The following is a 13,753-nucleotide window of genomic DNA, read 5'->3' as shown; positions in this document are numbered from 1 at the left end:
ACGAGCGCCGCCGCGACGACTCCGGGAGCACAGGGTGGCCATTCTCGACCGCATCCTCCGCATGGGCGAGGGACGCGTCCTCAAGAAGCTGCACGGCATCGCTGCGCAGGTGAACGCGCTCGAGGACGCCGTCAGTGACCTCACCGACGCCGAGCTGCGCGATGAGACGGACGTCTTCAAGAAGCGCCACGCGGACGGTGAGTCGCTCGACTCGCTGCTGCCGGAGGCGTTCGCCGTCGCACGTGAGGCCGCCAAGCGCACCCTGGGCCAGCGTCCCTTCGACGTGCAGCTCATGGGTGGTGCGGCGCTGCACCTCGGCAACATCGCGGAGATGCGCACCGGTGAGGGCAAGACCATCACCGCGACGCTGCCCGCCTACCTCAACGCGCTGTCGGGCAAGGGCGTGCACGTCGTCACCGTGAACGACTACCTCGCGAGCTACCAGAGCGAGCTCATGGGCCGGGTCTACCGCTTCCTCGGGCTCACGTCCGGCGTCGTGCTCACGGGGCAGAAGCCCGAGGAGCGGCGCGCGATCTACGCGGCCGACATCACCTACGGCACGAACAACGAGCTGGGCTTCGACTACCTGCGCGACAACATGGCGTGGTCCACCAACGACCTCGTGCAGCGCGGGCACAACTTCGTCATCATCGACGAGGTCGACTCGATCCTCATCGACGAGGCGCGCACGCCGCTCATCATCTCCGGGCCCGCCTCGGGCGACGCGAACAAGTGGTACTCGGAGTTCGCGCGGGTCGTGCGCCGGATGGAGCGCGACGCCGACTACGAGGTCGACGAGAAGAAGCGCACCGTCGGCGTGCTCGAGCCCGGCATCGAGAAGGTCGAGGACCACCTCGGCATCGAGAACCTCTACGAGTCGCTCAACACCCCGCTGATCGGGTTCCTCAACAACGCCATCAAGGCCAAGGAGCTCTTCAAGCGCGACAAGGACTACGTCGTCCTCAAGGGCGAGGTGCTCATCGTCGACGAGCACACCGGGCGCGTCCTGGCCGGTCGGCGCTACAACGACGGCATGCACCAGGCCATCGAGGCCAAGGAGGGCGTGCCGATCAAGGCCGAGAACCAGACGCTCGCCACGATCACGCTGCAGAACTACTTCCGGCTCTACGACAAGATCTCCGGGATGACCGGTACCGCCCTCACCGAGGCGGCCGAGTTCCAGAGCACGTACACGATGGGCGTCATCCCGATCCCGACCAACCGGCCGATGCAGCGCGTGGACAACAGCGACCTCGTGTTCGTGTCCGAGGACGCCAAGCTGCGCGCCGTGGTCGACGACATCGTCGAGCGGCACGCTGCGGGCCAGCCCGTGCTGGTCGGCACGACCTCGGTGGAGAAATCCGAGGCCCTCTCGGTCCAGCTCAAGCGCCAGGGCGTGCCGCACGAGGTGCTCAACGCGAAGAACCACGCGCGTGAGGCCGCGATCATCGCGATGGCCGGTCGCAAGGGCGCCGTCACGGTCGCCACGAACATGGCCGGCCGCGGCACCGACATCATGCTCGGCGGCAACGCCGAGCACCTCGCGGTGGCCGAGCTGAGCAGCCGCGGGCTGAGCCCGACCGAGACCCCCGAGGAGTACGAGGCCGCCTGGCCCGAGGCGCTGCGCGAGGCGCAGGAGTCGGTGGCCGCCGAGCACGACGAGGTGGTCGAGCTGGGCGGGCTGTACGTGCTCGGCACCGAGCGGCACGAGTCCCGCCGCATCGACAACCAGCTCCGCGGCCGCTCCGGCCGACAGGGCGACCCGGGGGAGTCCCGGTTCTACCTGTCGATGCAGGACGACCTCATGCGCCTGTTCAACTCCGGCCTCGCCGAGCGGTTCATGAGCTCCTCCGCCTACCCCGAGGACCTGCCGCTGGAGTCGAAGATGGTCTCCAAGGGCATCGCGAGCGCGCAGAGCCAGGTGGAGGCGCGCAACTTCGAGATCCGCAAGAACGTGCTCAAGTACGACGACGTGCTGTCGCGTCAGCGCGAGGCGATCTACGGCACGCGGCACCGCGTGCTGGCCGGCGAGGACCTCGAGGACCAGGTCCGCTCCTTCATCACCACGGTGCTCACGGACGCCGTCACGAACGCCACCGCCGGTGAGCCGGAGTCCTGGGACCTCGAGGAGCTGTGGAACCTCCTGCGGCCGATCTACCCGATCTCCCTCACCGTCGAGGAGGTCGAGGAGGAGGCGGGCGGCAAGATCCGGCTCACCCGCGAGGTCCTGCTGCGGGAGATCCTGTCCGACGCCGAGCTCGCCTACGCCCGCCGCGAGGAGCAGCTCGGTCCGGACCTCATGCGCCAGCTCGAGCGCCGCGTGGTGCTCGCCGTGATGGACCGCAAGTGGCGCGAGCACCTCTACGAGATGGACTACCTCAAGGAGGGCATCGGCCTGCGCGCCATGGCGCAGCGTGACCCGCTGGTGGAGTACCAGCGCGAGGGCTACCAGATGTTCCTCGTGATGAACGAGGCGGTGCGCGAGGAGGTGGTCGGGTACCTCTTCAACTTCGAGGTGCCGCAGGCCGCGCCCGCCGAGGCCGCCACCGAGGGCGCGGAGGTCGCGGCGGGCCAGCAGGCCGCCGACGCGCCCGTGCCCGCCGCGACGGACGACGGCGAGCCCGACCCGGTCGACGACGTCGCCTCCGCGCAGGAGCCGGAGCCCGACGGCGAGGAGTCCGGCGACGAGAACGTCGCCGAGGCCGAGCAGCGCCCGGCAGGGCGGACCGTGGAGGAGAACGCGCTCGACGCCGCGCTCGGCATCGCGGCGCCGCAGCGTCCCACCGGGCTGCAGTACTCCGCGCCCGACGAGGACGGCTCGGCGTTCGTGTCGACGGGCGCCGCGCGCCCCGGCGTCGTGCGGGCCACTGCTGCGTCCGGGCGTCCGGGCGGCGCTGCGGGCGGCGGAGCCGGTGCTGCGGGTGCCGGTGCGGCACCGGGCGGCGCGGCGGGCGCCGGCAACAACCGCGAGGAGCGGCGGCGCGCCGCGAAGCAGGCCAAGAAGCGCCGCTGACCCGGCTCGTCGGCTCGTCAGCCGACGACGAGCGCGTCCACGCGCCAGCGGCCGCCGAACGGCGCGACGCGCAGGGCGACGGCCCGGACGCGGGTGCCGTCGTGCACGGCCGCGGACACCTCGTGGCTGCCCGACGGCGTGGTGCACGAGCGCAGGGCCACGAGGTGCGCGTGCACCCGCCGGGCCGGCCGCCCGTGCAGCCGCACCGCGAGCCCCGCGCGCCGCACGATCGCGGCGTAGACCTCCTGCGCGTACCAGCGGCTCAGCTGCTGCGGCGGCCGCGACCCCACGAGCACCTCGGTCGTCGCGACGGCGAGCGCGCCCGCCCACCGCTCGACCTCGACCGGTGGCGGCACCGCGTCCGCGACGTCCGCGACGGCGGCCCGGGTCGACGCGCGCGCCCCGGTGCGCGCGCCCTCGCCCACGGGCGAGGCGGCACGCACCGCCGCCGTCGGCGTGGCTGCACCGGAGGAGCCGTCGACGGCGACCATGAGCGCCGGTGACGTCCGTGGCCGGGCGGTGCTCGCCGTCGCGGGCCGGGTGGTGGGCCGCGCCGGGGTGAGGGGCGAGCCGACGTCCGGGGCTCGCCGGCACATCGGGCAGTTCTCGGGCAGGGCGGCCATCGTCACTCCTCGGGGTGAGCGGGTTCCCGGAGCAGCTGCCCCGGGAAGATCAGGTCGGGGTCGTCGCCGACCACCTCACGGTTGAGCTGCCACCACTCGCGCCACGCCGCGTCGGCCTCGGCGACGCTCGCCGCGCCGTGCGTGACGGCGATCGACCAGAGGCTGTCGCCGGACTGGACCTCGTACCGGATCTCCGGCGCGGGGGCGAAGGAGTCGGCGGCGGGCGGCGTCGACGGGACGGCGGTCGGCGACGCCGTCGGGACGGCGGTGGGTGTGGCGGCTGACGCGGGCGCCACGGCGGGCGGCGCCATCGGGACGGCGGCCCGCGTTGCGTCTGCCGCGAGGCTCGCGGGCAGGGCGGCGGGCGCTTTGGGTCGCTTGGTGACGGCGGGACCGGTGGTCGACGTGGACGTCGGCGTCGTGACCGGCGTCGTGACCGGCGTCGACGACGCTGAGGCGATCGCCGACGGCTCCGTCGCGGCCGTCGTGGGCGACCCGGTGGTCGGCGCCTCGCTGGTGGGCGCCTCGCTGGTGGGCGTCGTGCCGGACCCCGCGGGAGGGGCGGTCGCGGCCGGCGCCGCGGAGGACGGCGCCGGGTCGGTGACCGAGCCGGTGGGACCGGCGGACGCCGACGCGACGCTGGTCGGTCCGGGCGAGGGTGCCGCCGGTGCGCCGTATCCGAGGTCGGCGGGCAACGGGCCGGCCACCGCCGTCGCGGCGAGGGCCATCGCGGCGCCGCCCGCGCTCGCCCCGAGCACGATCCGCCGCACGAGGCGCGGGGCGAGCACGAGGGCACGACCGTCTGCACGAGCGCCGGGACGAGCGCCTGGCCGCGAGTCGGCCCGGAACGCCGAGGGGGTCTGGCGGCGGCCCGACAACGCCAGCACCGCCGCAGCCACGAGCGCCGTGAGGGCATACCAGGCGGCCGCGAGGGCGCCCGCGCCGCACACGACCCGGGTGACGAGGTCGGACAGTCGGACCGGCTCGAGCCCCGGCTGGCCGGCGACCGCCGTCAGCAGCGCCGCGAGCACGCCGGTGCCCAGCCCGAGGGCGACCAGGCGCGCCACGGCCGTGCGGCGGGGGTTGCGGCGCGGGTTGCGGCGGTGGGAGGGATCCATAGCACGTCCTCAGTGGTTAGAGGCGATATGACATTCCGAAATGCTGACAGTGGCGGTGCGAGAGTGTCAAGGGATGTGGAAGCATGCCTGTGTGCGCTGGGAGGAGCTGTTCGCGGACCTGGAGCGGCAGGTCGAGGCCGAGCTCGCCGACGAGCTCGATGCGGAGGTCGCCGACCTGGCCGTCGCCGAGGACTCGCAGGTCGAGCTCGCGGACCGGGTGCGTGCCCGCCTGGGCACTTCAGTCGTGCTGGGCGCACGAGGCGGCGAACGGGTCGCGGGCGAGCTGCTGGACGCGGGGTCGACGTGGTTCCTGCTCGGTCAAGGCCGTCGGCGCGTCGTGGTCCCGTTGCACGCCGTCGAGTGGGTCGAGGCGCTCGCCCACGCGGCGCCCGAGCAAGGGCGCGCGGCGCGCCGGCTGGATCTCGGGCACGTGCTGCGTGCGCTCGCCGAGCTCGAGGGGGACGTCGCGGTGACGACGCTCGGACGCGTCGTGGTCGGTGAGCTCACGAAGGTCGGCCGCGACCACGTCGACGTGGTCGAACGGCCCGGCAGGTCACGCGTGACGATCCCGTTCCACGCGATCACGTCGGTGGCTGAGCGCTGACCTCCGCGCGCGCGGGCGGGCACACGTGCGGACGTCCAGGTGGCCGAGGCGGTGACGCCGAGTGGCGGCCTCCGCCCCGACGGGCGGGCTCAGTCGCGGCCCGCGCGGTGCGCGGCGGCGGCCTTCTCGCGCTCGATGTAGGCGTCGAGGTCGCGGCGCTCGATCCGCCAGATGCCGCGCCCGCCCACCTGGAACCCGGGGATGTCGCCCCGCTTGACGAGAGACCGGGCGGTGGGCACCGTGACGCCGAGAACCTGCGCGACGTCGGACAGCGCCAGCATGGGCTCGGGCTTGGAGTCGGCCATGGCGCAAGTGTGGCATCCCGACGTGGTTCGGTGCGATCTGACACCGGTTCTGTGGATATGTCGCCCTGAGGCCCTTGGACTGGCACGATGGCGCAGATCGAGGCGGGCCGTCCCCGGCGCACCGGCCGGGCGAGAGAGCGGGTGGCGATGAGCGTGGACGAGGCCTCCAGGTCCGGCGAGCTTCGGGGTCCACTGGCCCCCACCGTGACGGTGCGCCCGTTCTGGCGCACCCCGCGGTTCGCGCTGGGGCTCGCGCTCGTGGCCGCCGCCGTCGCCCTGGGGAGCTGGGCCGTGGAGCGCGCGAGCTCGGGCGAGCAGGCCTGGGTGGCCACGACCGACCTCGCGCCCGGGGACCGCCTCACCGCAGACGTCGTGACCGCGGTCCGGCTGAGCTGGGACGGCGCGAGCGGGACCTATCTCGCCGGTGACGCGCTGCCGCAGGACGGCGTGGTGACGAGCTTCGTCGGCGCCGGCGAGCTCGTGCCCTCCTCCGCGGTCGGCACGGCGGCGGACGTCACCGGTCGTCCGGTCCCGGTGCCCGTTCCCGCCGGCGCGCAGGTCCGCCCGGGCGCGGTGGTCGACCTGTGGTCGGTGCCCGACGGCGACGACGGCGAGGCCACCGTGCTCGCCGAGGGCGTCACCGTGCTCGGGGTCGAGGAGGACAGCGGGCTCTTCCGCTCCGCCTCGGGCGAGGTGGCGCGCGTGCTGGTCCCGGCCGACGTGGTCGGAGCCGTGCTCCAGGCACAGGCCGACGGCGCCACGGTCACCCTCGTGGAGCACCCGGGTGGCTGAGCACGGCGTCCTGGTCTGGCTCCCCGGCCCGCACGAGCCCGACGTCGTCGCGGCGCTCGGTCAGGAGGACGGGCTCGTCGTCACGCGGCGCTGCGCCGACCTCGCGGAGCTGCTCGCGGCCGCAGCCGCGGGAGCCGGCCAGATCGCCGTGCTCGCCCTCGAGCGTGGCGTGGACCGCACCCGGATCGTCCCGCTCGCGCGCGGCGGGGTCCTCACCGTGCTCGTCGTCGGTCCGGAGGACCTGCACCGGGCCGGCGCCCTCGGCGCCGACGTCGTGGTGCCGGACGGGACCGACGTCGCCGCCTCGGTCGCGCGCGAGGTGCGCTCGCTGGTCGAGCGCGCCGGCCTCGCGCCGGAGTCCTCGCCCTGGGCGTGGCGGCCGGGTGCCGACTGGGACGTCGACCCGGGCGGTGAGCGCGGTGGCGCCTCGGAGCACGACCACGACTCCGGCCGGGAGAGCGACGCCGTTCGCAGCGGGGACGGGGCGGCGCGTGGCGCCGCCGCGCCTCGCCGCGCGCCGCACCGGCCCGGCCGCGTCCTCGCGGTGTGGAGCGGGGCCGGAGCGCCCGGGCGCACGACGATCGCCGCCGGCCTGGCGGCGGAGCTCGTCCGGCTCGGGCAGCGCACGGCGCTCGTGGACGCGGACACCGTCGCGCCGGCGATGGCGCAGGTCCTCGGGGTGCTCGAGGAGACCGCGGGCCTGGCGGCGCTGTGCCGCGCCGCGGCCGACGGCACCCTCGACCCCGACACTCTGCGCCGTCGCGTGCGCACGATGCCCGACGGCGTCGCGTTCGTCTCGGGTCTCACGCGCGCCGACCGGTGGCGGGAGATCGCGCCCGAGGCGCTGGAGGTCGTGCTCGGCGCGCTGCGCTCGCGGACCGACTGGACCGTCGTCGACGTCGCCGCAGGACCCGAGGCCGCGCCCGTGCGCGGCGCCGACCGGCACGCGGCCACCCGGAGCGTGCTGGGCGTCGCGGACGTGCTGCTCGCCGTCGTGCCCGTGGACCCGGTGGGCGTCCGACGCGCGGTGCAGGCGCTCACGGACCTGCCCGAGCTCGACGCGCCCGGCGAGCTGCGGATCGTCGTCAACGCCACCCGGCCCGGACCGGCCCGCTCCGCGGACGCCGTCGCGGACGCCCTGGTCCGGTTCGTCGGCCGCGCGCCGTCCTGGAACGTGCCGTACGACGACGCGGTCGGCGCCGCGCTGCTGGCCGGCGGCACGCTCGCGCAGCACGCCCCGCGGGCGCCCGCGCGCCGTGCGCTCGCGGGGATCGCCCGGGCGCTCGTCGCCGCCGGGACGACGCAGGGCGACGGCGAGCCCGCCCCGGGGGGCCGTCGACGGGCGCCGTGGGGGCGCCGTCGGGTGTCGGGCCCGGGCCTGCGAGACTGAGCCCGTGCGCCTCTACCTGCCCGCGACCGCCGCCGACCTCGCCGACCCCGACGGCGTGCGCGCCGTCGCCTCCGCTGTCACCCCCGCGCTGCGTGCCGCGCTGTCGGAGGAGGACGAGGAGGGCCTGGAGCTGTCGGCGTTCCTCACCGCGGCCGACGCGTCCGTCCTGCGGGTGGCTCGCCTGGGCGCGCGGCCCCGGCGGGTGGTGCTCGCCGTCGAGGTCGACGACGTGCGCCCCGACGAGGCGGCGCCGGAGGAGCTGCGCGGGCTGCCCAGCGTGCTGGGGGTCGTGGCGGTGCCCTGGTCGCACGTCGTGGCGGTGCACGTCGACGACGCCGAGGCCGAGGAGCTCGTGGCTGCGGCGGTCGGCGGCGACGAGGAGGCGTTCGACGCGCTCGTGGAGATCGACCTGCTGTGGTTCGACCCGAGCGAGCTGGCGGACGTGCGGGCCGAGCTCGGCGTCGGCTGAGCTCGGCGCCGGGTGAGCCGCCGTCAGCCCTGCAGGCGCGCGAGCACCTCGGCGTGCAGCAGGCCGTTGGTGGCCAGTGCGTCCCCGCCGAACGGCCCGTCCACGCCGGCCAGCGACGTGAACCGCCCGCCCGCCTCCTGCACGATCGGCACGAGCGCGGCCATGTCGTGCAGCGCGAGCTCGGGCTCGGTCGCGACGTCGACCGCGCCCTCGGCCAGCAGCACGTAGGACCAGAAGTCGCCGAACGCGCGCGTGCGCCACACCGAGCCGAGCAGGTCGAGGAACACCGTCAGGAGGTCGCGGTCGCGCCAGCCGTCGAGGCTGGCGTACGACACGGACGCGTCGGCGAGGTCGGCGACGGCGGACACCGCCAGGCGCTCCGGCGCACCTCCCGCGACGCTGCGCCACGCGCCGGACCCGTGCGCCGCCCACCAACGGCGCCCCAGTGCCGGTGCGCTGACGACCCCGACCCGGGCCACGCCGTCGTCGACGAGCGCGACGAGGCTCGCCCAGACCGGCACGCCCCGGACGAAGTTCTTGGTGCCGTCGATCGGGTCGATCACCCACTGGCGCCCGGTCCGGGCGACCTCGCCGCCGTACTCCTCCCCGAGCAGCGAGTCGGCCGGGCGGGCGACGGCGAGGTGCTCGCGCGCGATCCGCTCGGCCGCCGTGTCGGCGTCGGAGACGGGCGTCGCGTCCGGCTTGGCCTCGACGCGCAGGTCGAGCGCGCCGAAGCGGGCCGACGTGAGGGCGTCGAGCGCGTCCGCGACCTCGAGCGCGAGCGCGAGGTCGCCGTCGTAGGCGCCGACCGGCACGGCGGTGGGCGCTGCGCTGCCGCCCGAGGCGCCGGGCTGCGTCGCGCCCGCGGCCGTCCGTGTCGCTCCTGCGTCCGGCGAGGCGTCCGGCGAGGCGTCCGGCGAGGCGTCCGGCGAGGCGTCGGTCGGGCTGGTCATGCGGTTCCCTCGGGTCGTCGGGCGGGCTCGTCCTCGCCGAGCCGGGAGGACAGCAGGCGGCGCAGCGACTCCACACGTGCTGCGAGGCGGGGGTCGGCCGGACGGGCGAGCGCGACGTCCAGCGCGCACCCCGGCGCCCCGGCCAGGTGGGTGCACCCGCGGGGGCACGCCGTCGTGATCTCGGCGAGGTCGGGGAAGGCGGCGATGACGTCGGCGACGTCGACGTGACCCAGGCCCAGCGAGCGCACGCCCGGGGTGTCGATGACCCAGCCGCCGCCGGGGAGCGCGAGGGCGACGGCGGAGGTCGAGGTGTGCCGTCCGCGCCCGGTCACCGCGTTGACGTGGCCGACGGCGCGCTGCGCGTGCGGGACGAGGGCGTTGACGAGCGTGGACTTGCCGACGCCCGAGTGCCCCATGAGCACCGAGATCCGGCCCGCGAGGAGCTCGCGCAGGCCGCCCTCGCCGTCGAGCCCGACGATCTGCGACTCGGTGCGCTGCGTCACGACGGCGGGCACGTCGAGGGGGTCGTAGCCGGCGAGGAACGGCTCGGCCGGGGCGAGGTCGGACTTGGTGAGGCACAGGAGGGTGTCCATCCCGGCGTCGAAGGCTGCCACGAGGCAGCGGTCGACCATGCGTGTGCGGGGCTCAGGGTCGGCGAGCGCGGTCACCACGACGAGCTGGTCGGCGTTGGCGACCAGGGCGCGCTCCACCCCGCCGGTGTCCTCGGACGAGCGGCGCAGCAGCGTCTCGCGCTCGGCCACCGACACGATGCGCGCGAGCGTGTCCCGGGCCCCGGAGAGGTCCCCGACCAGCCGGACGCGGTCGCCCACGACGACGCCGCCGCGACCGAGCTCGCGTGCCGTGACGGCGATGACGGCGCGCCCCTCGGCCAGCACGTCGTAGCGGCCCCGGTTCACGCCCGTGACGAAGCCCTCGACGGCGCCGGCGTAGGCGGGCCGCTGCTTGGTCCGCGGACGGCTGCCGCCCCGGCGGGGTCGGACCCGGACGTCGGACTCGTCGAGGTCGGTGCCGCGCGACCTCACCGGCGCCTCACGCGGGGCTCACGGGACTCGCAAGGCTCGCCGTGCCCGGCGTGTCCACCGGGTCGGCGGGGTCCGTCCCGCCCTCGTCACCCACCTGGGCGTCGGCGACGGACGTCAGCATGCGGTCCCACATGCCCGGGAAGTCCGGCAGCGTCTTCGCGGTCGTCGCGACGTCGACGACGCGCACGTCGGGCACGGCGAGCCCGACGACGGCGCCGAAGGTGGCCATCCGGTGGTCGTGGTAGCTCTCCACCGCGGCGCCGTGCAGGCGACCCGGCTCGATCTCGATGCCGTCCGACAGCTCGCGCGCCACGCCGCCCAGCCGCGTGATCTCGGCGACCAGCGCGGCCAGGCGGTCGGTCTCGTGCCCGCGCAGGTGCGCGATCCCGGTCAGGCGCGACGGCGAGGACGCCACGGTCGCGAGCGCCGCGATGGTCGGGGCGAGCTCGCCCGCCGCGGACAGGTCGTGGTCGATGCCGCGAAGCTGTCCGGTGCCGCGCACGACGAGCGCGTCGCCGTCGTGGTGCACCTGCGCTCCCATCGCGGTGAGGATGTCCGGCAGCAGGCCGCCGGGCTGTGTCGTGCGGGTCGGCCAGTGCGGCACGGTCACGCTGCCGCCGGCCACGAGCGCGGCCGCGAGGAACGGCGCAGCGTTGGACAGGTCCGGCTCGACGACCACCTCGCCGCCCGCGACCGGACCCGGCTCGACGCGCCAGCGGGCGGGACCCACCGCCTGCGCGTCCACCCCGAGCTGGCGCAGCACGGCGAGCGTCATCTCGATGTGCGGCAGGCTCGGTACCCGCTCGCCGACGTGGCGCAGGTCCAGACCGTGGTGGAACCGTGGGGCCACGAGCAGCAGCGCCGAGACGAACTGGCTCGATGCGGAGGCGTCGATCTCGAGCTCGCCGCCCAGGACGTGGCCGGTGCCGCGCACCGTGAAGGGGAGCGTGCTGAGCTCCACGTCGGAGTCGGCGTCGGCGTCGGCCTCGGGTTCGGCGTCGGTCTGGCCGGCACCTGCCCGCTCGACGGCGACGCCGAGCGCCCGCAGGCCGTCGATGACGCCCGACATGGGGCGTTCGCGGGCGCGGGGGTCGCCGTCGAACGTCACGGGTCCGTCCGCGAGCGCGGCGAGCGGCGGGACGAACCGCATGACGGTCCCCGCGAGGCCGCAGTCCACCGCGCCACCGCCGACCAGGGGGCCGGGGGTGACGGTGACGTCGCCGTCGTCGGCGACCTCGACCCGGGCACCGAGCGTGCGCAGCGCCTCGATCATGAGCGCCGAGTCCCGCGAGTGCAGGGGTGCGACCAGGTGCGTCGGCTCCTGGGCGAGCGCCGCGAGCAGGAGGTAGCGGTTGGTCAGCGACTTCGAGCCGGGAACGGGCACGACGGCGTCGACGGGCCTCGTCGCGAGGGGGGCGGGCCAGGCGGTGGTCACCCCGCCAGGGTAGTCAGGAGCCGACGGCGGCGCGGACGTCCTTGCGGACCTTGTGCACGGTGCCCTCGACGCCGGCCGCGACCTGGGAGGTCGCCGCGTCCACCGACTTCTCCAGCGCCCGCGCACGCTTGCGGAGCTCCTTCTCGACCTTGCTCTCGGCGCGGCTGACCGAGCGCTCGACCTCGCCGACCTTGTGCTCGACCGTGCGCTTGGCCTTCGACCCGGCCTTCCTGGTGGCCTTCTTCGTGGCCTTGGCCCCGCGCGTCGAGGCGGCGTTCACGCGCCACGCGATCGACGGCTTGCCCTCGGTGTCGGAGGCCGCCAGGAGCAGGCCGCCCAGGACGGCGCCGTCCTGCAGCAGTCCTGCGAGGTGCTCCTTGCGCTGGTCGGCCGGGACGGCCCAGACCGGGTGGTTGGCCACCATCGTCGGTACCTGCAGCACTGCGAGCACCGTGGCGGCGACCCGCGGGGCGACGCCGAGCCCGAGGAGCACGCCCGCGCCGATCTTCACGACGCCGATCCCGCGCACGAGCAGGGCCGCGTCGGCCGGCACGTACGGCACCTTGGTGGCCAGCGACTCCAGCTGCTCGTCCGCGCCGGGGAGGTTCTCGATCTCGGCGACCGGTCTCCGCAGCGCTCGCAGTCCGTCCGCGACGAACACGGCGGCGAGCAGGGGGCGGGCGACGCGGCGCAGGATCATGCCTCATGCCTACCACCGCGCGCGCGTCGTCGTCACCCCCGCCCGGGTGAGCGACCCGGTCCGGTGCCGTCCTGGGAATGCCGGACGTCGGCGGGGCGTTCTCCCCGACGTGACAGCAGCACTGACCGCACCGGCGTCCCCGGACGCGCTCGCCGTAGGCTGGTGGGTGATGAGCACACCTGAGGACGCGGTCACCAAGCCGCGCGAGGGCGCGAACCCCTCACCCGCCGTCGAGGCGCCCGCCGCAGACGCGCCCGCGCCCGCCGTCGACGCGCAGGACGGGGCGGCCGAGGAGGTCGACGTCCGGGAGACCGAGACGGAGGCCGAGCGCACCGCCCGGTTCGAGGAGGGCGCCCTGCCGCTGCTGGACCAGCTCTACAGCGCGGCGCTGCGGATGACCCGCAACCCTGCCGACGCCGAGGACCTCGTGCAGGAGGCCTACGCCAAGGCGTACGGCTCGTTCCAGCAGTTCCGCCCGGGCACGAACCTCAAGGCCTGGCTGTACCGGATCCTCACCAACACGTACATCAACTCCTACCGCAAGAAGCAGCGCGAGCCGCTCCAGTCCGACTCCGGCGACGTGGAGGACTGGGAGATCGCGCGTGCGGCGTCGCACTCCTCCGCGGGACTGCGCTCGGCCGAGGTCGAGGCGCTGGACCGGCTGGGGGACAGCGTGGTGCGCGACGCGCTCGCCGAGCTCTCGGACGACTTCCGGCTCGTGGTGTACCTCGCCGACGTCGAGGGCTTCGCGTACAAGGAGATCGCCGAGATCATGGGCACGCCGATCGGGACCGTGATGTCGCGCCTGCACCGGGGCCGTGCACAGCTGCGCGCGCTGCTGGCCGACCACGCGCGCGAGCTCGGGATGAAGGTGCCGTCATGACCGCCGAGCAGACCGGCGCGCCGCGCGAGCCGCGTGCCGAGGCCGACGAGCGCGAGGTCTCGCAGGAGTGCCGCGCCGCCCTCGAGCACCTCGCGGAGCTGCTCGACCACGCGATGGCCGACTCCGACGCCGACGTGCTGCGTGCCCACATCGAGGCGTGCGACCCGTGCACCGAGGCCGCCGACGCCGAGGAGCACGTGCGTGCCCTCATCCGCCGCGCGTGCGTGGAGAAGGCGCCCTCGCAGCTGCGCGTGCGGATCGTCTCCCAGTTGGTGGTGCGAACCAGCCGCTGATCGTGTGGGACGATGGGGGGTCCCCACGAACGACGATGCGAGGAGCACCCATGAGCAAGCGCGGTCGCAAGCGCAAGTCTCGTCGCGGGAACGCCGCCAACCACGGCAAGCGTCCCAACGCCTGACAGCAGG

General features: G+C 75.2%; 15 protein-coding genes. 8 read left to right on the top strand and 7 right to left on the bottom strand.

The features are described 5' to 3' along the window. The first annotated feature begins 61 nt into the window (after nt 1-61). On the top strand, nt 62-3,013 hold the full coding sequence (gene secA / locus AC3AQ1_RS04135; RefSeq protein WP_108719971.1) for a preprotein translocase subunit SecA: 2,952 nt from the start codon (nt 62-64) through the stop codon (nt 3,011-3,013). A gap of 17 nt (nt 3,014-3,030) precedes the next feature. Here the strand turns inward: secA and AC3AQ1_RS04130 are convergent, their stop codons facing one another. Together AC3AQ1_RS04130 and AC3AQ1_RS04125 are read right to left on the bottom strand one after the other, a co-directional pair. Further along, a complete protein-coding gene (locus tag AC3AQ1_RS04130; RefSeq protein WP_108717930.1) occupies nt 3,031-3,636 on the bottom strand; it encodes an Rv3235 family protein in 606 nt (201 codons plus the stop codon). A 2-nt stretch (nt 3,637-3,638) separates the two neighbouring features. Further along, the gene (locus tag AC3AQ1_RS04125) at nt 3,639-4,754 is read right to left on the bottom strand and encodes a LysM peptidoglycan-binding domain-containing protein (RefSeq protein WP_108717929.1); all 1,116 of its coding nucleotides are present in this window, start codon (nt 4,752-4,754) and stop codon (nt 3,639-3,641) included. A gap of 91 nt (nt 4,755-4,845) precedes the next feature. Between AC3AQ1_RS04125 and AC3AQ1_RS04120 the strand changes: the two genes are divergently transcribed. Next, nucleotides 4,846-5,358 (top strand): hypothetical protein, encoded by a 513-nt coding sequence (locus AC3AQ1_RS04120; protein WP_108717928.1) that lies wholly within the window; start codon nt 4,846-4,848, stop codon nt 5,356-5,358. Nucleotides 5,359-5,447: 89 nt separating this feature from the next. Here the strand turns inward: AC3AQ1_RS04120 and AC3AQ1_RS04115 are convergent, their stop codons facing one another. Then, a complete protein-coding gene (locus tag AC3AQ1_RS04115; protein ID WP_234417753.1) occupies nt 5,448-5,663 on the bottom strand; it encodes a helix-turn-helix domain-containing protein in 216 nt (71 codons plus the stop codon). An 87-nt stretch (nt 5,664-5,750) separates the two neighbouring features. Between AC3AQ1_RS04115 and AC3AQ1_RS04110 the strand changes: the two genes are divergently transcribed. The 3 genes from AC3AQ1_RS04110 to AC3AQ1_RS04100 are packed head-to-tail and all read left to right on the top strand — an operon-like array spanning nt 5,751 to nt 8,314. Beyond that, complete coding sequence (locus AC3AQ1_RS04110) at nt 5,751-6,455, top strand: CpaB family protein (RefSeq protein ID WP_108717927.1); 705 nt, start codon at nt 5,751-5,753, stop codon at nt 6,453-6,455. Further along, nucleotides 6,448-7,845: a CpaE/TadZ family protein gene (locus AC3AQ1_RS04105; protein ID WP_108717926.1), complete on the top strand. Its 1,398-nt coding sequence runs from the start codon at nt 6,448-6,450 to the stop codon at nt 7,843-7,845. The genes AC3AQ1_RS04110 and AC3AQ1_RS04105 overlap by 8 nt, the downstream gene beginning before the upstream one ends. A gap of 4 nt (nt 7,846-7,849) precedes the next feature. Further along, nucleotides 7,850-8,314 (top strand): DUF6912 family protein, encoded by a 465-nt coding sequence (locus AC3AQ1_RS04100; RefSeq protein WP_108717925.1) that lies wholly within the window; start codon nt 7,850-7,852, stop codon nt 8,312-8,314. 23 nt (nt 8,315-8,337) lie between these two features. Here AC3AQ1_RS04100 and AC3AQ1_RS04095 read toward each other — a convergent pair whose 3' ends face one another. The 4 genes from AC3AQ1_RS04095 to AC3AQ1_RS04080 are packed head-to-tail and all read right to left on the bottom strand — an operon-like array spanning nt 8,338 to nt 12,445. Then, entirely contained in the window at nt 8,338-9,267 is a 930-nt protein-coding gene (locus AC3AQ1_RS04095; RefSeq protein WP_108717924.1) for an inositol monophosphatase family protein, read from the bottom strand. Then, the gene (gene rsgA / locus AC3AQ1_RS04090; protein WP_108717923.1) at nt 9,264-10,310 is read right to left on the bottom strand and encodes a ribosome small subunit-dependent GTPase A; all 1,047 of its coding nucleotides are present in this window, start codon (nt 10,308-10,310) and stop codon (nt 9,264-9,266) included. The genes AC3AQ1_RS04095 and rsgA overlap by 4 nt, the downstream gene beginning before the upstream one ends. 7 nt (nt 10,311-10,317) lie before the next feature. After that, complete coding sequence (gene aroA / locus AC3AQ1_RS04085; protein ID WP_108717922.1) at nt 10,318-11,745, bottom strand: 3-phosphoshikimate 1-carboxyvinyltransferase; 1,428 nt, start codon at nt 11,743-11,745, stop codon at nt 10,318-10,320. A gap of 13 nt (nt 11,746-11,758) precedes the next feature. Then, a complete protein-coding gene (locus AC3AQ1_RS04080) occupies nt 11,759-12,445 on the bottom strand; it encodes a DoxX family protein (protein WP_108717921.1) in 687 nt (228 codons plus the stop codon). Nucleotides 12,446-12,614: 169 nt separating this feature from the next. On the opposite strand from AC3AQ1_RS04080, the gene AC3AQ1_RS04075 reads away from it, so the two are divergent. Genes AC3AQ1_RS04075 through AC3AQ1_RS04065 form a run of 3 tightly spaced genes read left to right on the top strand, consistent with a single transcriptional unit; the run spans nt 12,615 to nt 13,746 of the window. Beyond that, a complete protein-coding gene (locus AC3AQ1_RS04075) occupies nt 12,615-13,328 on the top strand; it encodes a sigma-70 family RNA polymerase sigma factor (RefSeq protein WP_108717920.1) in 714 nt (237 codons plus the stop codon). Further along, nucleotides 13,325-13,621 carry a mycothiol system anti-sigma-R factor gene (gene rsrA / locus AC3AQ1_RS04070; protein ID WP_108717919.1) on the top strand — a complete coding sequence of 99 codons (297 nt, stop codon included), beginning with the start codon at nt 13,325-13,327 and terminating at the stop codon, nt 13,619-13,621. Before AC3AQ1_RS04075 ends, rsrA begins: the two co-directional genes overlap by 4 nt. A gap of 50 nt (nt 13,622-13,671) precedes the next feature. Next, nucleotides 13,672-13,746: a 50S ribosomal protein bL37 gene (locus tag AC3AQ1_RS04065; RefSeq protein WP_370445345.1), complete on the top strand. Its 75-nt coding sequence runs from the start codon at nt 13,672-13,674 to the stop codon at nt 13,744-13,746. The last annotated feature ends 7 nt before the right edge of the window (nt 13,747-13,753 follow it).

This window comes from Miniimonas sp. S16 (assembly GCF_057748195.1).
This window is presented reverse-complemented; position numbering and strand designations above follow the sequence as displayed.